This window comes from Xanthomonas hortorum, from assembly GCF_024339125.1.
Lineage (GTDB): Bacteria > Pseudomonadota > Gammaproteobacteria > Xanthomonadales > Xanthomonadaceae > Xanthomonas > Xanthomonas hortorum.
In genome coordinates, this window is the sequence record NZ_CP101417.1 from 5,396,360 (window position 1) to 5,416,266 (window position 19,907).

General features: G+C 65.4%; 16 protein-coding genes. 6 read left to right on the plus strand and 10 right to left on the minus strand.

Features of this window, described 5'->3' with window-relative positions:
• The first annotated feature begins 150 nt into the window (after positions 1 to 150).
• Together NMB96_RS23130 and NMB96_RS23135 are read left to right on the plus strand one after the other, a co-directional pair.
• Complete coding sequence (locus tag NMB96_RS23130; protein WP_193726414.1) at positions 151 to 2,589, plus strand: glucose/quinate/shikimate family membrane-bound PQQ-dependent dehydrogenase; 2,439 nt, start codon at positions 151 to 153, stop codon at positions 2,587 to 2,589.
• 429 nt (positions 2,590 to 3,018) lie between these two features.
• Positions 3,019 to 4,887, plus strand: coding sequence for a methyl-accepting chemotaxis protein (locus tag NMB96_RS23135; RefSeq protein ID WP_255085837.1), 1,869 nt, complete (start codon positions 3,019 to 3,021; stop codon positions 4,885 to 4,887).
• Positions 4,888 to 5,149: 262 nt separating this feature from the next.
• Here NMB96_RS23135 and NMB96_RS23140 read toward each other — a convergent pair whose 3' ends face one another.
• The 4 genes from NMB96_RS23140 to rluD form a co-directional block, all read right to left on the minus strand.
• On the minus strand, positions 5,150 to 5,575 hold the full coding sequence (locus tag NMB96_RS23140) for a thiol-disulfide oxidoreductase DCC family protein (protein ID WP_043889388.1): 426 nt from the start codon (positions 5,573 to 5,575) through the stop codon (positions 5,150 to 5,152).
• Positions 5,576 to 5,660: 85 nt separating this feature from the next.
• The gene (locus NMB96_RS23145) at positions 5,661 to 6,188 is read right to left on the minus strand and encodes a DUF4166 domain-containing protein (RefSeq protein WP_023904894.1); all 528 of its coding nucleotides are present in this window, start codon (positions 6,186 to 6,188) and stop codon (positions 5,661 to 5,663) included.
• A 2-nt stretch (positions 6,189 to 6,190) separates the two neighbouring features.
• Positions 6,191 to 7,006 (minus strand): peptidoglycan editing factor PgeF, encoded by an 816-nt coding sequence (gene pgeF, locus NMB96_RS23150; protein ID WP_183086676.1) that lies wholly within the window; start codon positions 7,004 to 7,006, stop codon positions 6,191 to 6,193.
• Between the two features lies 1 nt (position 7,007).
• Positions 7,008 to 8,003 carry a 23S rRNA pseudouridine(1911/1915/1917) synthase RluD gene (rluD, locus tag NMB96_RS23155; RefSeq protein ID WP_255085838.1) on the minus strand — a complete coding sequence of 332 codons (996 nt, stop codon included), beginning with the start codon at positions 8,001 to 8,003 and terminating at the stop codon, positions 7,008 to 7,010.
• Positions 8,004 to 8,122: 119 nt separating this feature from the next.
• On the opposite strand from rluD, the gene NMB96_RS23160 reads away from it, so the two are divergent.
• Together NMB96_RS23160 and NMB96_RS23165 are read left to right on the plus strand one after the other, a co-directional pair.
• Positions 8,123 to 9,004, plus strand: coding sequence for an outer membrane protein assembly factor BamD (locus NMB96_RS23160; protein ID WP_006450711.1), 882 nt, complete (start codon positions 8,123 to 8,125; stop codon positions 9,002 to 9,004).
• 440 nt (positions 9,005 to 9,444) lie between these two features.
• Positions 9,445 to 10,422, plus strand: a complete 978-nt coding sequence (locus tag NMB96_RS23165; RefSeq protein ID WP_255085839.1) for a glycoside hydrolase family protein — start codon at positions 9,445 to 9,447, stop codon at positions 10,420 to 10,422.
• 18 nt (positions 10,423 to 10,440) lie between these two features.
• On the opposite strand, the gene NMB96_RS23170 is transcribed toward NMB96_RS23165, so the two are convergent.
• From NMB96_RS23170 to NMB96_RS23185, 4 genes are all read right to left on the minus strand, one after another.
• Entirely contained in the window at positions 10,441 to 12,081 is a 1,641-nt protein-coding gene (locus NMB96_RS23170; protein ID WP_255085840.1) for an NAD+ synthase, read from the minus strand.
• Between the two features lie 493 nt (positions 12,082 to 12,574).
• Positions 12,575 to 12,970: a nuclear transport factor 2 family protein gene (locus tag NMB96_RS23175; RefSeq protein WP_255085841.1), complete on the minus strand. Its 396-nt coding sequence runs from the start codon at positions 12,968 to 12,970 to the stop codon at positions 12,575 to 12,577.
• A gap of 4 nt (positions 12,971 to 12,974) precedes the next feature.
• Entirely contained in the window at positions 12,975 to 13,796 is an 822-nt protein-coding gene (locus NMB96_RS23180) for an MBL fold metallo-hydrolase (protein ID WP_225970123.1), read from the minus strand.
• Between the two features lie 332 nt (positions 13,797 to 14,128).
• Positions 14,129 to 14,773: a DsbA family protein gene (locus tag NMB96_RS23185; protein ID WP_043889860.1), complete on the minus strand. Its 645-nt coding sequence runs from the start codon at positions 14,771 to 14,773 to the stop codon at positions 14,129 to 14,131.
• Positions 14,774 to 14,853: 80 nt separating this feature from the next.
• Between NMB96_RS23185 and NMB96_RS23190 the strand changes: the two genes are divergently transcribed.
• A complete protein-coding gene (locus NMB96_RS23190) occupies positions 14,854 to 15,795 on the plus strand; it encodes a LysR family transcriptional regulator (RefSeq protein ID WP_023904903.1) in 942 nt (313 codons plus the stop codon).
• A gap of 179 nt (positions 15,796 to 15,974) precedes the next feature.
• Here the strand turns inward: NMB96_RS23190 and sucD are convergent, their stop codons facing one another.
• On the minus strand, positions 15,975 to 16,850 hold the full coding sequence (gene sucD / locus NMB96_RS23195) for a succinate--CoA ligase subunit alpha (RefSeq protein ID WP_006450729.1): 876 nt from the start codon (positions 16,848 to 16,850) through the stop codon (positions 15,975 to 15,977).
• 24 nt (positions 16,851 to 16,874) lie between these two features.
• Positions 16,875 to 18,044, minus strand: coding sequence for an ADP-forming succinate--CoA ligase subunit beta (sucC, locus tag NMB96_RS23200; protein ID WP_006450728.1), 1,170 nt, complete (start codon positions 18,042 to 18,044; stop codon positions 16,875 to 16,877).
• A gap of 232 nt (positions 18,045 to 18,276) precedes the next feature.
• Here sucC and NMB96_RS23205 point away from each other — a divergent pair, with 232 nt between their 5' ends.
• Positions 18,277 to 19,890, plus strand: coding sequence for a sensor histidine kinase (locus NMB96_RS23205; RefSeq protein WP_043889861.1), 1,614 nt, complete (start codon positions 18,277 to 18,279; stop codon positions 19,888 to 19,890).
• The last annotated feature ends 17 nt before the right edge of the window (positions 19,891 to 19,907 follow it).

Sequence of the window (19,907 nt, forward strand, 5' to 3'; positions counted from 1 at the left end):
TTTAGGACGTTGTTCTTTAGATCGGGGCCGCCCTTTGCCAGCCTGTGATCTTTCTCCCTCCACGACTCGCCACCGTTTGCTGGTGCCTGGGTCCTTCCTGACATCTCAAAAATGACTGATCAATCCTCAAAACGTGGGCTAGGCACCTGGTTGCTGGTCGCCTATGCGGTGGTGATCGCCGTGCTCGGTGCGGTGCTTGCCTACGAAGGCGGCCGCCTGGTTGCCGTTGGCGGTTCCTGGTACTACCTGTTGGCGGGCATCGGCCTGTTCCTGGCTGGCGTCTTGCTGGCGCTGGGCAAGCGTGCCGGCCTGTGGCTGTTTGGCGCCACGCTGGCGGCCACCATCGCGTGGGCGCTGTGGGAAGTGGGCCTGGATGGCTGGGGCCTGGTCCCGCGGCTGGCCATGATGTCGGTGCTCGGCCTGGTGCTGCTGCCGTTCTGGGGTGTGGCGCGTCGGCGCATGCAGCCGTTGTCGGGTCTGGGCTATGTGCTGGTGACCGGCGTGCTGCCGATCCTGGGCGCAGCGCTGATCCTGTGGCCGTTGCTGGTACCGCGCAATGTCGAACTGGCCGATGCCTCCAAGCTGCCGGCCGAGAACGCAACCCCGTTCAGCCGCGCCAACGTGCCCAGCCCGGACGGCAACGTCGCGGCCAACCACGATGCCAGCAACTGGACGTCGTACGCCGGCTCCAACCTGTCCAACCACTACACTCCGGGCGCGCAGATCACCCCGGAAAACGCCAAACAGCTCAAGGTGGCCTGGGAATTTCATACCGGCGATCTCAAGCCGGCCGGCTCCAAGCTGGGCTACGCCTTCCAGAACACCCCACTCAAGGTCGGCGAGCTGCTCTACATCTGCACCCCGACCCAGAAGGTGATCGCGGTGGAAGCGGCCAACGGCAAGGAGCGCTGGCGCTTCGACCCGCAGACCAACCCGAAGGCGATGGCCGGCGTTGCCGCCACCACCTGCCGTGGCGTGTCGTACTACCAGGCACCGGAAGGCACCGCCGAGTGCCCGACCCGGATCTTCTGGCCGATGGTCGACGGCCGCCTCGGCGCGCTGGATGCGCAGACCGGCAAGCTGTGCACCAGCTTCGGCAACAACGGTTATGTGGACCTCAATGCCGGCACCGGCAACACCAAGCCGGGCTTCGTCGGCCCGACTTCGCCGCCGGTGGTGATGCGCGGTGTGGTGATCCAGCCCACCGGCCAGGTGCGCGACGGCCAGGAAGGCGATGCGCCCTCGGGCGTGGTGCGTGGCTTCGATGCGCTCACCGGCCAGCTGCGTTGGGCCTGGGACCTGGGCAACCCGGCGATCACCGCCGAGCCGCCGGCCGGCCAGACCTATACCCGTTCGACCCCGAACGTGTGGTCGCTGATGTCCGCCGACGACGAGCTGGGCCTGGTCTATCTGCCCACCGGCAATGCCTCGGGCGACTTCTTCGGCAAGGGCCGCACGCCGCAGGATGAGGAATACACCGCCTCCCTGGTCGCCGTGGACGCGGCCACCGGCAAGGAGCGTTGGCACTTCCGCACCGTCAACCACGACCTGTGGGATTACGACATCGGCCCGCAGCCGAACCTGGTCGATTGGCCGGTCGCTGGCGGCGGTACCCGTCCTGCGGTGATCCAGGCCACCAAGTCCGGCCAAGTGTTCGTGCTGGACCGTGCCACCGGCGAGCCGATCATGCCGGTCAAGCAGATCGCCGTGCCGCAAGGCACCGATCACGGCGATTTTACCGCTGCCACGCAGCCGATCTCGCCGGGCATGCCCAATACCGTGGGCGCGCCGAGCCGCGAGTACGAAACCATCATCGAATCCGATGCCTGGGGCATGACTCCGTTCGACCAGCTGGCCTGCCGTATTCAGTTCAAGCAGCTGCGCTACGAAGGCATGTTCACCCCGCCGACCCTGCAAGGCTCGCTGGCGTTCACCGGCAACCACGGCGGCATCAACTGGGGCGGCGTCTCGGTCGATCTGCAGCGCGGCATCATGGTGATGAACAGTAATCGCCTGCCCTACACCTTGCAGGTCTATACCCGCGAGAAAATGAACGAGCTGGGCGTGGTCTCGGTGTTCGACGGCAAGAGCAAGACCCCCGGCTACATGGCGCAGAAGGGCCTGGCCTACGGCGCGCGCAAGGAGCCGTGGATGTCGCCGCTCAACACCCCGTGCGTGGCACCGCCGTGGGGCTACATCTCCGGTGTGGATTTGCGCACGCAGCAGGTGATCTGGCGCCGTCCGCTGGGCACCGGCTACGACCAGGGCCCGATGGGCATCCCGTCCAAGACCAAGTTCGAAATCGGTACGCCCAATAACAGCGGCTCGCTGGCCACCGCCGGCGGCGTGACCTTCATCGGCGCGACCCTGGACGACTTCATGCGTGGCTTCGACACCCGCACCGGCAAGCAGGTCTGGGAGACCCGCGTGCCGGCCGGCCCGCAGGCAGCCCCGCTGAGCTACACCATCGACGGCAAGCAGTACATCGTGGCCGCCGTGGGTGGACACGACCGCATGGAAACCAAGTCCGGCGACAGCGTCATCGCCTGGGCGCTGCCGGACGATGCGCAGGCCACGCCGGCCAAGTAATCGGCCAACACTGCGTTAGTTTGTGCAAATCGAACCGACCGTCGCGAGACGGTCGGTTTTTTTGTGGGGATTGGAAGTGGGAATCGTAAGAGCGGTTGCGAGTGTCGCGGCTGATGGGAGGCGTGCGCGCTTCTAAAACGCCTACCGCAGAGGAGATTCCAGCGTGAAACCAGCTAGTGATATTTCACTCGAAATTTACATTTGAAAAATCAGATACCGACACCGCACAACCATTCCACCGCGTACCAAACCGAACTGAAACCGCTTCCAAATCAATCACATCGGCCATTTCGTCCGCTTAGCGCCCACATTCCGACGAACGGCAATTTCACGCCGTCATGATTCGGGCTCAGCCGCCGATACCCCCATTGCAGCGTATTTCCTGCCGGACGCAGACCCATCCCAGATCACCTAGTCGGACCCCAGCCTATGTTGCCTTCACACGATGCCACCGCTGTCCCCCGCCCATCTGCCGGCAGGAGCCTTGCGCGTGCCACCGGAATGGCCTGGCTTCCCGCCGCTGCGCACATCGGGCTACTGGTATTGCTGACGCTCTACGCCGCCACGTTGGTGCCCGGTGGTTTTTGGAGCGAGCTGGGACGGATGTTGCCGGCACTGCTGGTGGTGGGCATCGCCAGTGCAGGGCTGTGGTGGTGGTCGCGCCGTCGCACCAGCGCACAGTTGCAGCAGGCGATCGGCGTGGTCGCTGCGATGGGCGATGAGCGCTTCCAGCGCGTGGAGCTGCGCAATGCCTCCGGCGAGCTTGCGCCGTTGCTGCAGGCGCTGCAGGCGACCCAGGACAAGCTGGCCATCCGCATCGACGTGATGGAACAAGGCCTGCGCCATGGCCAGTTCGTGATCAAGGCGCTGGACGATCTGGACACCATGATCCGCATCGCCGACGACGACGGCCAGGTGCTGTTCGCCAATCGCAAATTGCTCGCAATGCTCAAGCTGATCGAGCCGGATGTGCAGAGCTTCCGCCCCAGCTTCCATGCCGAAGGCTTCGTCGGCGGCAGCATCGGCGACATCTATCCGGACAGCCAGGCGGCGATCGACCGCATGCGCGCATTGACCGCTTCCAAAGCGGTGCGCGCGCCGTTCTTCGGCCGCCAGATCGACTTCGTCTACAGCCCCGTCATCGCCGCCGACGGCACCAAGCTGGGCACCATCGCGCAGTGGATGGACGTCACCGCGCAGGTCAACGCCGAGCAGGCGCTGATCCAGATCATCGATGCCGCCGCGGTCGGCGATTTCAGCCGGCGCATGCAGATGGACGGCATGGACGGTGTACTGCTGTCGCTGGCCCAGGGCATCAACCGCATCTACGACTCGGTGGAAACCCACCTGGCCGCGTTGGCACGCGTGATCGGCGCCATGGCCGAAGGCGACCTCACCCAGCGTGTGGAGGGCGATGCGCACGGCATCTTTGCGCGCCTGCGCGACGACACCAACCAGACCGTGCTCCGTCTGACCGAAATCATCGGCGGCATCCAGGTTGCCTCCGACACCATTCGCCAGGCCGCGGTGGAAATCGCCGCCGGCAACACCGACCTGTCCGAACGCACCGAGCAACAGGCCGCCAACCTCGAAGAAACCGCAAGCTCCATGGAAGAACTCACCTCCACCGTGAAGCAGAATGCGGAAAGCGCACTGCAGGCCAATCGCCTGGTGGTGGGCACCGGCGAAGTGGCGCAGAGCGGCGGCAAGGTGATGGACGATGTGGTGTCCACCATGAGCCAGATCAGCACCGCCTCGCGCAAGATCGGCGAGATCATCGGCGTCATCGACGGCATCGCCTTCCAGACCAATATCCTGGCGCTCAACGCCGCAGTGGAAGCCGCACGCGCGGGCGAACAAGGCCGTGGTTTCGCCGTGGTCGCCTCGGAAGTGCGCGCATTGGCGAGGCGCTCGGCCGATGCGGCCAAGGAGATCAAGACGCTGATCGCCGACTCCACCGACAAGGTCGAACTGGGCTCGGGCCTGGTGCACCGCGCCGGCGCGACCATGCGCGAGATCGTCGGCTCGGTCAAACACGTCACCGACATCATGAGCGAGATCACCGCCGCCAGCGCCGAGCAATCCAGCGGCATCGAACAGGTCAACCGCACGGTCGCGCAACTGGACGAAGTCACCCAACGCAACGCCGCGCTGGTGGAAGAAGCCACCGCCGCTGCACGCAGCCTGGAAGAACAGGCCGTGGAGCTGGCCGATGCGGTGTCGATCTTCCGCCTGCAGCCTGCCCATAGCGGCAACGCAAACGTAGTGCGTGCAAGTTTTGGAAACGCGGCGGCGTAAGCGGCCGTCACGGAATCACCGTAGGAGCGCACCTGGGCGCGATGGGCGTTACCGGTAACGCCCATCGCGCCCAGGTGCGCTCCTACGACAAGCAAACGTGCCGGTCCGCAGTTCCAGATCAAACACATGCGACCGAATAACCAGCCATCGTGAAAATCGGCGCGCTATCGTAGGAGCGTGCTTGCGCGCGATGAAGCGTTATCGGTAACGCCCGTCGCGCACAAGTGCGCTCCTACGCGGAGCTCGCTCGCTAAGATAAGCGCTAATCAAGAAACCGTGCACGCTGCTCGGGGCTTGGCAGCATGCAATGCTCGGTGCGACCGAACCAGCGATAGCGATTGCGTGCGATCAGGCGATAGCCGATGTCGCGCACACTGCTGGGCACTACGCGCAACACCGTGGCCAGCCGCCAGACGCCGCCTAAGCCAGCCAGGACCCGCACGATCGCATCGCTGTCGGTCCACGCACCGCTGGCATCCACCAGTAGAAACGACAGCGGGTCGTCCGGATCCAGACCGTGCTGCAACAACAGCGCGCGCCCGGCCTGGCCCTGCATTGCGGCAAAGCGATAACGCCCATGCCGATCGTGACGCAGCAGAAATTTGACCCAGCCATTGCACAGCAGACACACGCCATCGAACACGATGGTCGCGCGCGCTTCGCCTGGCTTACCGCAGCGCGGCTCCACGCGAGGCGGCTCCACGCGAGGCGGCTCTGGGTGAGAAGGCTCCGATTGAGGCAGCTCCACGTGAGGCACCTCAACGAACGGTGGATCAACGCGGTTCAAGCCAACCCTCGTAGCGAATGAACGGGCCGACCAGCGGCAGGTGCACGTCGTCGACCAGAAATCCATAGCGGCCAGCGTCGGCATGCTCGCGGCAACGCACCTGCTCGAACCAGCGCGCAGGCAGCGGAATCCAGCCGAACGCCCACACCCGGATGGCCTGCCAGTACAGCGACTGCGTATCGGCGTGCAGCGCGAATTCGAAGCGCACTGCGCCCAGGTGTTCGCGCAAGCCGTTGCCGTGCCGCCACAAGCGCGAGTGCATCGGCAGGCCGTCAAAACAGCGATGCCAGCGCTCGCCATTCGCGTCGGCAAGAAACTCCACTTCGACCTCCACTTCGCCGCTGCGCGGCAACCGGCTCAGCATCGCCAGCACTGGCACCAACAGATGGCGACCGCGCTGGATCTGCGCCCGACCGGCAAAGGTCTGCCGCAGCTGCACCGAATGCAGCGCACGCACCGGCACAGGCAGCTGCGCGAAGGCGCCCTGCCCCAGCACCTGCGCGAACAACGGCATGCTCAGGGCGCGATCCAGGCCAGCGTGGCCATGCGCCCGCTACGGCGATCGCGACGATGCGAGAAGAACCGTTGCGGGTCGGAAATGGTGCACAACCCACCACCATGGATGGCGCCAGCCGGCACACCGGCCTGCTGCAGGCGCTGACGCGCCAAGGCATACAGATCCACCAGCCAGTGCCCCGGGCGCGTGGCGACAAATGCGCTTTGCGCCTGCGCATCGTGCGCGACGAAGGCGTCGAACACGTCCTGCCCGATTTCGTACACCTGCGGCCCCGCCGCCGGCCCCAACCACGCCACCATGTGCTGCGGCGGCGTGCGCATGGCCGCCACGCTGCGCTCCAGCATGCCGTCGGCCAACCCGCGCCAACCCGCATGTGCGGCGGCGACTTCGCTGCCATCGCCAGCGGCGAGCACGACCGGCAAGCAATCGGCGGTGAGGATCGCCAGCACCACGCCGGGCACGTCGGTCACCGAAGCATCGGCAACCGCTTCCCGCGCACCCGGCGCGACATCCTCCGCAGCACTGATCGGCTCGCCGGTCGCAACCGGCGGCGCAGCGAAGCGCACCACCTCCACCCCATGCACCTGGCGCAACCAGTGCGGCGTGCTGGGCAGTGCCAGCGCCTCGACCAGCAGCGCCCGGTTGCGCTCCACCCGTTCCGGCACGTCGCCGTCGGCAGCGTTGCGATTGCCGAGGTTGAGCGTGTCGAACGGCGCCTGCGATTCGCCCAGGCCGTAACGCAGCGTGGTCAGTGCGTGGATGCGCGGCGGTGCCGGCCAGTTGGCCGGCAACACGAACGGCGCGACGGCTGCCACCTTAGCGGCGTGCCTGCTCGGCGTTGCGCACGCTGTCTTCGCGCAACGCGGTCATCAACCGCTGCAGATCCACCGGCACCGGCGCGCTGGCGCGCACCGGCTCGCCGCTGACCGGATGCAGGAATTCCAGGGTTTCGGCATGCAACGCCTGGCGCTTGAAGGTGCGCAATTCATGCACCAATTCGTCGCTGGCGCCCTTGGGCAACTTGAGCGCGCCGCCGTACAGCGGGTCGCCGACGATCGGCGATTTCAGATGCGCCATATGCACGCGAATCTGATGGGTGCGCCCGGTTTCCAGCCGGCATTCCAGCGCGGTGTGCGCACGGAAGCGCTCGCGCAGGCGGTAATGGGTGACCGCATCGCGGCCGTCGTCGCGCACCGCCATCTTCAGCCGATCGCGCGGATGGCGGTCGATCGGCGCATTGGCGGTGCCGCCGGAGACCAGCGCGCCCACCACCACCGCCAGGTACTGGCGATGCACATCGCGCGCGGACAGCTGCTCCACCAGCGCGGTCTGCGCCTGCACGGTGCGCGCCACCACCATCACGCCGCTGGTGTCCTTGTCCAGGCGATGCACCACGCCGGCGCGCGGCACGGCCGCAAGCGCCGGGTCGCGGAACAGCAGCGCATTGACCAGGGTGCCGTCCGGATTGCCCGCGCCCGGGTGGACCACCAGCCCGGCCGGCTTGTCGATCACCAGCACCTGGTCGTCTTCGTACAACACGCTCAGCGGGATGTCCTGCGGCTCGGAACGGGTCTGGATTTCCAGCACCACCTGCACCTGCACGCTCTCGCCGCCGCGCAAGGTGTCGCGCGGACGCGCCATTTCGCCGTTCAGCAGCGCATCGCCGGATTTGATCCACTCCGACAGCCGCGAGCGCGAGAATTCGGGGAACAGCTCGGCCAGCACCGCGTCGAAACGGCGCCCTGCGGCGTTGTCGGGCACGATGGCCTGGCGGATGGACGGGTCAAGGGGTTCGGCAGATGGGTCGGACATGGACACAGGCACTCAGGCAAAAGCGGGAATTTGGGGTCCGGGCGGCGGGAGTCAGTCGCCGGACAGGCCACTAGGCTATCATCGCGCTCTCGTTTTCCTGATGCGTCCTGCCCAGACCCATGATCCGACGGTCCACGTTTTCCGCGCCTGCGCGCCTGATTGCCCTCATGCTGGTGATGGCGTTCGTCGTCACCGGTTGCCACCGCGGCGCCAAGAACAAGAATCCCGACGAGGGCATGCCGGTCGAGCAGCTGTACGGCAAGAGTCACGGCCTGATGGAGAAAGGCAACTGGGCCGGCGCCGAAGCCAGCTACAAGCGCCTGATCGCCCAGTACCCGTACGGCCCGTACACCGAGCAGGCGATGATCGAGACTGCGTATGCGCAGTACAAGGCCGGCAAGCACGACGACACCGTCTCCAGCGTCGACCGCTTCATCCGCACCTACCCGACCCATCGCAACATCTCGTATCTGTATTACCTGCGCGGGCTGGCCAATAGCAACCGCGACACGGTGTTCCTGCGCCGCGTGTGGTCGCTGGACCCGAGCCGTCGCGATCTGTCCTCGCCGCAGCAGGCCTACAACGACTTCAACACCGTCACCGACCGCTATCCGAACAGCCGTTACGCGCCGGATGCGCGCAAGCGGATGATCGAACTGCGCGACGTGTTCGCCCAGCATGAGCTGGACAACGCGCTGTACTACCTGCGTCGCAATGCCTGGGTCTCGGCGGCCGGTCGTGCCAATTACCTGCTGGAAACCTATCCGCAGAGCGCCTACCAGTACGACGCAGTCGCGGTGCTGGCCGAGGCCTATACACACCTGGGCAACAAGACCCTGGCCGCCGACGCGCGCCGCGTGCTGGAGCTCAACAGCCCGCAGCATCCGTGGCTGACCGGCAACTGGCCGAAGTACCCGTGGGCCATCCGCAAGCTCAACCCGTTCGCTGGCGAGAAATCTGCCGCCAGTGGCGAGCGCAACTCGCAGATGAGTCGCGACTAAGTTTGCGTCATAGCTGCTTCTAAATGCAGTCAGAAGCTCAGCTCAAACGCTGAGCCGATCGAGGGCGCGATGCCTTCACCAGAGAGTGAGTCGGTGCTTTGTTGAAAACATGCACACCGACCATCTCGACTGGTCCTTGCCCGCCCACCGTCGCGGGACCTTACGCGGCATGGATGCCGCGTAAGAGCTTACAAGGACGTACTTGCAGCGTGTCCCGCGATGGTGGGCGGGCAAGGGCCCTGCAGCCAGGTCGCAGATCGACGGCTCTGCAGCCAGGCCGCAGAGTAGTGGCCCGCTCAATTCACCTGTCTGCCGACACAGCGGTGGACTCTGCGCAAATCCAGGAACCGGCGCCAGATCACCTAACAGCCGCGATTGGCTGCCTATACTCGACCCCGAAGAAGATCCGACTCCCCACCGGCGCCAGCCAAGGAGGCCGCATGTCTCGCTCCATCGTCTTGTCGATGCTCGCGCTGTTGCTGGCGACACTGACCGCGACCGCTACTGCGGCGCCCATCGTCTACGGCGTCAACGCCCACGACAATCGCCCCGGCTACCACATGGCCCAGGCCGAGGCACGCTTCAAACTGCTGGCCGCGCGCAACCTGCGCAGCTACCGGTTCGATGTGGACCCGCGCGATTACGCAACGCTGGATGCCCTGGTCCCGCTGGCGCGCCAGTACGGCATCACGTTGCGCCCGATGGTCTACCCGATGTCGCGCGAGATCGGCTATCAACTGGCGCGTCGCTATGCGGCCGACATCAAGGTCTGGGAGATCGGCAACGAACAGGATCTGGTCCGCGCCGAGGCCGATGCCCGCATCGCCGCAATGACCACGATGTATCTGGGCATGCGCCAGGCTTCCAACGAACTGGGCGCGGGCCTGCGCTTCACCATCAACATCACCGCCTGCAACAGCGACGACCGCAGCGCCAACGCGCGCTGCCCGGGCGATCGCAATGGCTCGCTCTGGTTTCTGGCCAAGGCCAAGGCGGCCGGCTTCAACTTCGACCATATCAGCTTCCACTACTACGCCTTCCACCGCGATGCCGGTTACTGGACCGAGTTGTATCTTGGCCAGCTACGCACTGCCGCGCAGACCTACAACACGCCAGTATTCTTTAACGAGCTGAACTGTGCGGAGATCTATACCGGCAATACCACCGGCGGTGCAGAAGGTGATCGCGGCTGCTACGACAGCCTGGCGCAGTTGCTAAGCAACGTGCGCGCCAACTATGCCGACGTGGTGTCCGAAGTGAACGTGTACGAATTGCTGGACCAGACCACGATCCAGGGCGCCGAAGGCCACTTCGGCCTGATGTACGACCTGGCGCGGCCCAAGCCGACCCTGGACCTGCTCACCCGCTTCGCGCAACCACCGGCCACCGCAGCGGCAGCCGGCGCGCCCGGCTACTGACCGGAATAGCCAATCGGGCTACTGACCGGAATAGCCATTGGTGATCGGGTAACGCCGCTCGCGACCGAAGGCGCGCCGCGACACCTTCGGGCCGGGCGCGGACTGATGGCGCTTCCACTCGTTAAGCCGCACCAACCGCAGCACGTGTTCGACCGTATCGGCGGCGTAGCCGGCCGCAACGATGTCGTCGCGCGACTGCTCCTGATCGACGTAGCGATACAGGATCCCGTCGAGCACGTCGTACGGCGGCAGCGAATCCTGGTCGGTCTGGTTGTCGCGCAATTCGGCCGAAGGCGGGCGCGAGATCACTGCCGGCGGAATCACCGGCGCACCGCCCACGGTATTGCGCCACTTGGCCAGGCCGAACACTTCGGTCTTGTACAGATCCTTGAGCGGGGCGTAGCCGCCGCACATGTCGCCGTAGATGGTGGCGTAACCCACCGCGTACTCGCTCTTGTTGCCGGTGGTCAGCAGCAGCCCGCCGAACTTGTTGGACAGCGCCATCAGGATCACCCCGCGGCTGCGCGACTGCAGGTTTTCTTCGGTGATATCCGGCTGGGTGCCTTCGAACATCGGCCCCAGCGCGGCGAGTAGGCCTTCGAATGCCGGCTCGATCGCGATGGTTTCCAGCTTGACTCCCAGCGCGCGGCATTGCTCCTCAGCCAGATCGTTGGAGAGATTGGCGGTGTAGCGCGACGGCAGCCGCACCGCGGTGACGTTGTCGCCCCCCAGCGCATCAACCGCCATCGCCAGCACCAGCGCCGAATCGATGCCGCCAGACAAACCCAGCCACACCTTGCTGAAGCCGTTCTTGCGGCAATAGTCCTGCAACCCACGCACCACCGCGCGCCAGGCCAGCGCGTCCATGCTCTCGTCGCCATCGTCCACCCACACCACCGGGGTGAAGCTGCGCTCGCTGGCGGCGTAATCCACCACCAGCCACTGGTCGACGAAGGCCGCAGCGGCCGGATGCACGGTGCCGTCTGCATCGGCCACCACCGATGCGCCGTCGAACACCAGCGCGTCCTGCCCGCCGACCACGTTGAGATAGGCGATCGCCGCCCCGCTTTCGCGGGTGCGCTCGGCCAGCAAGGCATCGCGCTGCGCATGCTTGCCGCGCTCGTACGGCGAGGCATTGGGCACCAGCACCAGCTCGGCGCCGGCCTGCACGGTCTTGGCCAAGGGCTCGGCGAACCACAGGTCCTCGCAGATCACCACGCCCACCTGCACGCCCTTGACCGTGACCACGCAGTTGTCGCCATCCGGATCCACGTCGAAATAGCGGCGCTCGTCGAACACCGCGTAGTTGGGCAACTCGCGCTTGCGATAGGTCGCCGCGATGCGTCCGTCGCGCAACACGCTGGCTGCGTTGTAGACCACGCTGCCGGCACTCTGCGGCCAGCCGACCACTGCCACGATCCCGCGCGTGCTGGCGGCGATGCGTGCCAGCGCTTCTTCGCAATGCGCGAGAAAACCGGGCCGCAGCAGCAGATCTTCCGGTGGATAGCCGCTGATCGCCAGCTCGGGAAACAGCACGATGTCTGCCCCGAACTCGTCGCGCGCTGCCGCGATGAACTCGATGATGCGATCGGTATTGCGCGCCACGGCGCCGACCGGGAAGTCGAACTGCGCCATGGCGATGCGAAGCGTCTGGGACATGGGAAGGCCTATGCGGATGCAACTGGAGAGGCGTGGCTGTGCCGCATCCCGCAAAAGACCGAGATGCAGATCGGCGTTGCCGCCAAGCCTGCATTATTCCAGAAGCGCGCGACCCTGCCGCGGTCCGCCGCTGCGCCAGTGCGTCTCAGTAAGCCGCACCCCAAATAGTGACGCGCTTCGACGACCAGAACGACCCGGCGACCGGCGAGCCGGTAATGACCCCGGCCGCATTCCATGCGTGTGCGCGTAGCACGCCGCATAGTGCGACCTGCGTTGCATCCAGCAGCGATCACTCAATCAGACGGTGCGCACTGTCGGGTGGATGTGGGGTCGCGTTACGGAATGCGCAGCGCGACGCAGGCATGGCGGATGCTGCGCGCCGCGCACACCGAACCGATAACGGCTCAGCACGGTGTGCCGGCCCTTGCAATGGCTAATCCCAAAAGCCGAACGCGCACCGATGCTGCGCGTTCGGCACACAGCGGCAACGGGCTCAGTCTGCCTGCAGTGCCCGTACCACCATCGCGCTATCCACTACCTGCTCCATCCGCACGATCTTGCGGTCCTGAAAGTGGTACAGATGCGCAAACGCGGCCTGCATGGTGTTGCCGGTCTTGCGATAACGCCCGGAGTACACACCGAACGCAGCCACCCACTCGCCATCGGCCAGGTAGGTATGCACCTTCGCTTGATAGCCCTCCCACTCGCTCGCCAGGCGCTCGAACACATTGGCGAAAATGGCGTCCGCGCCGACGTAGGTGCCCGCGTACGGGAAACCGGCCGCTTCGGTCCAGTGCGCATCGGCGGCCAACGCGGCGCGTAGGTGCCTGGCGTTTTCTTCAGGCGCGTTTTCGTAGGTGTTGCGGATGATCTCCAGCGGCGTCGTCATTGCATCAGCCCCACTGCATCTCGCCGGTGGCGACCTTGGCGCCGATCTGCAATGCCACAGCCATACCGGCAGCGGGATAGCGCGCGGTCATGGCCTTGATCAGGTCGGCACTGTTGCTGTGCCTGGCCAGCTCTTCTTCGAAGGCAAGCAGATAGTCGCGCGTATAGGTGATGGCCGATACATCGATTGGCGCGCCCGGCACCATGTGCCCGGGCACGACGACCGATGGCTGCCGCGCCGCCATGCTGTCCAGCGTCTTGCGCCAGGCGGCACGCCCTTCGGCACCGCGCGTGTCGGCCGTCCACACATGCGTGCCGGAGAACACCAGCACGCCACCGACGATCGCCTTGAGCGCCGGCACCCACACGTAGCGCCGATTGGCCAGACCGTCGGCATCGACGATCTCCAGTGCGTGGTCTTCCAGGGTGAGCGTAGGGCCGTCGAACGCCTCCGGCATCACGATGTCGGCCAGGGTCTGCGGGCCATTTTCCTTCAGCTGCGGGCCCCAGGTGGCCAGCTTCTTTTCGACATTGCCCTTGATCGCCGCGATGGTGGCCGAGGCGGCGATGACGCGCGTCTTGGGGAAGGCGGCCTTGATCGGCGCCAGGCTGAAGTAATAGTCCGGGTCGCTCTGGCTGATGTAGATGGTGGTCAGCGTCTTGCCGCTGGCACGGATCGCCTCGGCAAGCGCCTTGCCGTCGGGCAGCGTAAAGCCGCCATCGATCAGCACCGCATCGCGTGCGCCGGAAATCAGCACTGGCGCGCGGAAGAACCCATGTTCGCCGGCGGGGAAATGGTGATAGGTCAGTGTGGTCTGTGCAGCCATGGCGGTATTCGCTCCAAGGACGGCCGTCGCGACACTCGCAACAGCCAGGGTTTTGATGACGTCTCGTCGGGTTGGCATTGGTTGGGGCCTCTTGAAAAGTGATGGATCGGAAGTTGAGTTGGAATCGGCTGGGATTGCGTTGATCAGCGCGCGTACAAAGCAACGCCTGGGCCGGCGCAACACGTGCGCCCGTACCCTCATCCGGCGCTACGCGCCACCTTCTCCCGACGGGAGAAGGGATCAAAAGCCCCTCTCCCGCCGGGAGAGGGGTTGGGGTGAGGGTGCGACGGAAGACAGCCAATCCGACAGCAAGAAACCACGCGCCAGAACACCTAAAAACGCCCAGCATCCAACTGCTGCAGCAAGGCCTCGGGATTTCCATAACCAGCGCCGACATCTAGCAACCACCGCTTGCTAGACGACTGCGCAACCAAGGTCGGGACGCCACGCGCACCGAACTCCTGCAGCAGTGACTGCGCCTGGTCGATGCGCGCCTGCGTCAGCGCAAGCAGCTGCGCATCCGGCGCGGCGATCTGCTCCGCGGCCTGCTCCAGACCCAGCGATTCCAGCAGGCCAGCCAGCGTGCCCAATGCAGTCACATCACCGCCCTCCACATAACGCGCTTTTTGAATCGCCCCCAGCACCTGCAACTCCCGCGAGGGGTCGATGCGCGCCACCGCCGTCAGCGCCAGCGTCGCCAGGCCGCTGTCGAAGCGCTGCTGACGATCGCCGAGCACGCGCTGACGATACTGCTCGCTGAAAACCTGGCCGGTCAGCTGCGCAATGCGCTGATCGTTGGACCAGGCGTAGCCGGCGAAGGTGTCGTCCATTGCCCTGGCGCCAGCGCCCAGAAACAGGCCGGCGGGCAGCAATTCCAGAGTGACATCGGCCCGCGCCTGCAACGCCGAGACCACGGTCGTCGCGCCGTAGCACCAGCCGCACAGCGGGTCATAGAGGTAGTGAACAGTGGTGGACATGGCGGCGAAATCCAGTGGCGATGGACGCATCCTAGGCCGCTTCCGTTGACTCTTAAATCCATCCACAATAAACATACCGTATGCCAACAACACACAATCGAACCGAGTCCGGCCCCGGTGGCCTGGGTCATCTGCGCCGACTGGCGTATTTCGTCGCTGTGGTAGAAACCGGCTCGTTTACGGCAGCGGCCGAGCGCCTGGGCATCACCAAGGCGGTGGTCAGCCAGCAGGTCGCCCGCCTGGAACGCGAATGCCGCACCTCGCTGTTGGTGCGCACGACCCGCAAGGTGCGCACCACCGAACTCGGGCAGGCGTTCTATCAGCGCTGCGCGGCGATCCTGCGCGATACCGACGATGCCTTCGATGCACTGACCGACACCGCCGCCGAACCATCAGGCCTGCTCAGGCTCACCGCACCGCTGGACTACGGCGTACGCGTGGTGGTGCCGGCCATCGCGGCCTTCACCCGGCGCTATCCGGCCTGCAAGGTCGATGCAATCCTCAGCGACCAGACCCTGGACCTGATGACGGCCAACATCGAGCTTGCGATCCGCGTTGGCTGGCTGGCCGAAAGCAGCCTGCAGGCACGCAAGATCGGCGCGTTTCGGCAGTTGCTGGTCGCGCCTTCCACGATGGCCGCGCAGCTGGCCCGAATCGCATCGCCGCAGGACATCGCCACCCTGCCCTTCGTGGCGAACACCGCCTTGCGCGATCATCAGCGCTGGCACTTCGCGCATGCCACGCACGCGCCGCAGAGTGTGGACGTGCAGCCCGGCATCTTTCTCGACGCCACCCTCGCCGTACGCGAAGCGGTCTGCCAGGGCGCGGGAATCTCGGTACTGCCGGATTATGTGGTCGCCGACGATCTGGCCGCAGGTCGTTTACTGCATGTGCTGCCGCAGTGGCAGTTGCCGTCCGGTGGTATCCACGCGGTGTTCCCGGCAACGCGCTTTCGACCGGCAAAAGTGCGTGCGTTCGTGGATGTGTTGCTTGAACAGACCGGGCAACAGTACGAGCCCTAAATCGAACACTGCAAACCAAACTAGCCGGTAAACCGCTACAGGCGACGACGCACGACCAAGACGCTGGCACAACGAGGCAACTGGCCGACGGATATCGCCACAACGGATATCGCCCATAAAAAAGGCCACCCGAAGGTGGCCTCTCTCACACTCACACGCTTGCGCGCGATGCGTGTTTCTTACTTCACCAGCGCAGCGATCGCCGCACCCAGATCACCCGGCGAACGGACGGTCTTGACGCCAGCAGCTTCCATCGCGGCAAACTTGCCTTCGGCCGTGCCCTTGCCGCCCGATGCGATCGCACCGGCATGGCCCATGCGCTTGCCGGCCGGAGCCGAGGCACCGGCGATGAAGCCGACGACCGGCTTCTTCACGAACTGCTTGATGTACTCGGCACCGGCTTCCTCGGCGTCGCCGCCGATCTCGCCGACCATGATGATGCCTTCGGTCTGCGGGTCTTCGTTGAACAGCTTGAGGCAGTCGACGAAGTTCAGGCCGTTGATCGGGTCGCCGCCGATCCCGATGCAAGTGCTCTGGCCCAGGCCCACTTCGGTGGTCTGCTTGACCGCTTCATAGGTCAGGGTGCCCGAACGCGACACGATGCCGATCTTGCCCGGCTTGTGGATGTGGCCCGGCATGATGCCGATCTTGCACTCACCCGGGGTGATCACGCCGGGGCAGTTCGGCCCGATCAGCACGGTGTCCGGATGGGCACGGGTCAGCACGTTCTTGACGCGCAGCATGTCCAGCACCGGGATGCCTTCGGTGATGCACACGATGACCTTGATGCCGGCCGCAGCCGCTTCCAGGATCGCATCGGCCGCATACGGCGGCGGCACGTAGATGACCGAAGCGTCAGCGCCGGTGGCAGACACAGCGTCGGCCACGGTGTTGAACACCGGCAGGTCGATATGCGTGGTGCCACCCTTGCCCGGCGTCACGCCGCCGACGACCTGGGTGCCGTACTCGATCATCTGAGTGGCGTGGAAGGTGCCCTGCTGGCCGGTGAAGCCCTGCACGATCACCTTGGTGTTCTTGTTAATCAAAACGGACATGAATAGTTCCTTCGGTGTCGTGAATCAGGCGGCGTTCTTGACAGCTTCAACGACTTTCTTGGCACCGTCGTTGATGTTGTCGGCCGGGATGATGGCCATGCCGCTGTCGCGCAGCAGCTGCTTGCCTTCTTCCACATTGGTGCCTTCCAGGCGCACCACGACCGGAACCTTGACGCCCACTTCCTTGACCGCAGCGATGATGCCCTCGGCAATCATGTCGCAGCGAACGATGCCGCCGAAGATGTTGACGAAGATGCCTTCGACCTTGTCCGAGGACAGGATCAGCTTGAACGCTTCGATGACGCGCTGCTTGTTGGCACCGCCGCCCACGTCCAGGAAGTTCGCCGGCTCGCCGCCGTTGAGCTTGATCACGTCCATGGTGGCCATGGCCAGGCCTGCGCCGTTGACCATGCAACCGATGTTGCCGTCCATGGTGACGTAGTTGATGTCCAGCTCGGACGCGGTCACTTCGGTCTCGTCTTCCTGCGTCTTGTCGCGCATGGCGACCAGCTGCTTCTGACGGAACGCGGCGTTGTCGTCGCTGTCGAACTTGCCGTCCAGCGCATACAGGTTGCCGTCGTCCAGGATCGCCAGCGGGTTGATTTCAACCAGCGCCAGATCCTTTTCGTTGAACAACTTGTACAGGTTCACCATGATGCTGGCGAACTGGCCGGCCTGCTTGGCGGTCAAGCCGAGCTTGAAGCCGAAATCGCGGCCGTGGTAACCCTGCACGCCTTCGACGAAATCGACGTTGAGCGCGTGGATCAGTTCCGGGGTTTCGGCAGCGACCTGCTCGATTTCCACGCCGCCTTCCGAAGAAGCGATGTAGGTGATGGTCTTGGTGCCGCGGTCGACCAGCACCGACAGGTACAGCTCCTTGACGATCTCACCGGCGGTGGTCACCAGCACCAGGTTGATCGGCAGCTCAACACCGGCGGTCTGATAGGTGGACATCTTGGTGCCGAGCATCTTGGCGGCTGCGGCCTTCACATCGTCGGTGGTCTTGCAGAACTTGACGCCGCCAGCCTTGCCGCGGCCGCCCGCATGGATCTGCGCTTTCACCATCCAGGGGCCCTTGCCCAGGGAATTGGCGGCTTCGACCGCTTCGTCCGGAGTAGCCGCGACCTTACCGGCCGGGACGGGAATGCCGTACTCGGCAAGCAGCTGTTTTGACTGGTATTCGTGGAAATTCATGCGTCACCGTGGGAAAAGGAAACGACCGCTGCGTGCAACGCAGACCGCCAGGGCGGCACGTCAAGAGACGCGAACGGGCCGCCTATTGTGGCTGACCGCGCCGTGCGGCGCAAAATTCGGCGATCGTGCCGGCCCGATTGCAGCGCTTGCACGCGGCGCCGCAGTGTGCACACGTGCTGCGCAAACCGCGCACCTGCCTATACTCGCGGCTCGTTCCAGCGGGGGAATCGGTTTGCCATCCAGCGCATCGCTTATCGACCGGTTCCAGTCAGCGCCGCAGCGCGAGCTGTACTTTTTTTCGCTGTACCGGGTGCTGGTGGCGGGCCTGATCGCCGCACTGGTGTTCAGCCCCTTGTCCGATGCCATCCCCGAGCCGCGCTACCCGCGTCTGGCCGCCGGTGTGGCGATCGGGTACCTCTGCATCGCCGTGCCGCTGCTGTTCTGGGGCCGCAGCGAGCGCAGGCTGACCACCACCGTGTTCTGCTCGGTGCTGGCCGACATCCTTGCCGCTACCCTGGCCACGCACGCGCTGCCCGGCGCCAGTGCCGGCATCGCGATGATGTTGCTGTTCAATGTCGCCGCTGCCTCGCTGCTGCTGCGCCTGCGCTACGGCATGAGCATCGCGGTGCTCGCCAGCGGCGCCATCGTGCTGGAATACCTGTGGACCCTGCTCGAAGGCGGCGGCGCCGCCCGCCCGGTGGCCGAACTGGCCATGTTCGCCACCAGCTACGTCGCGGTGGCCTTCATCTGCGAACAGATCGGCTCGCGCGCGCGCCGCAACCAGGTGCTGGCGGAAGAACGCGGCGCGCAGGTGGCCAATCTCTACGAAATCAACGAACTGATCATCCGCCGCATGCGCACCGGCGTGCTGGTGGTCGATACGCACAACCACATCACCCTGGCCAACGAAGCGGCACTGGCGCTGCTGGGCGATGGCGACCAGCGCAACGCCCCGGCCGACCTGTCGCTGGCCGCACTCACCCCGGAACTGGCGCGCCGCCTGCAACGCTGGCGCAGCGGCTGGCGCGAGGAAGAGGCCCCACTGCAACTGGGCGCCGACCGCCCGGAAGTGCAGCCGCGCTTCGTGCGCCTGCTCGCCGACAGCGACCTGGTACTGATCTTTCTGGACGACGCCACGGTGGTGTCGCGGCGCGCCGAATCGCTCACCCTGTCGGCAATGGGACGCTTCTCGGCCAGCCTGGCGCACGAAATCCGCAACCCGCTCGCTGCAATCAGCTACGCCTCGCAGTTGCTGGAAGAGTCCCCGGATATCGGCGATGCCGACCGCCGCCTGCTGCAGATCATCCACCAGCAATGCCAACGCACCAACGGCATCGTCGAAAGCGTGCTCGCGCTGGCCCGGCGCGAGCGCGCCAACCCGGACAACCTGGACCTAGCCGCATTCGTGCGCCGCTTCGTGGTCGAGTACCGGCAGACCCTGTCGATGGAAACCGACATTCTGGAAGCCAGCATCCAGGGCGCCTCGGTGCATGCGCTGGTCGACCCAAAGCACCTCCACCAGATCCTGACCGCCCTGGTCCACAACGCACTCAAGTACGGCCGGGTCATGGACGAACCGGCGCGGGTCAAGCTGCGCGTGGAGCGCCTGGAGCGCATGGCGGTGATCGATGTCATCGACCGCGGGCCCGGCATTCCGGAGACGGTGGCCGCACAACTGTTCCGCCCGTTCTACACCACCTCCGAGCACGGCACCGGGCTGGGCCTGTACATCGCCCAGGAGCTGTGCCGCGCCAACCAGGCGCAACTGGATTACGTCTCTGTGCCCGGCGGCGGCGCGTGTTTCCGGATCCTGTTGCAGGGGCCCAATAGCCTGCTTGGGAAGTGAGTGATTGCTGCCCTGCA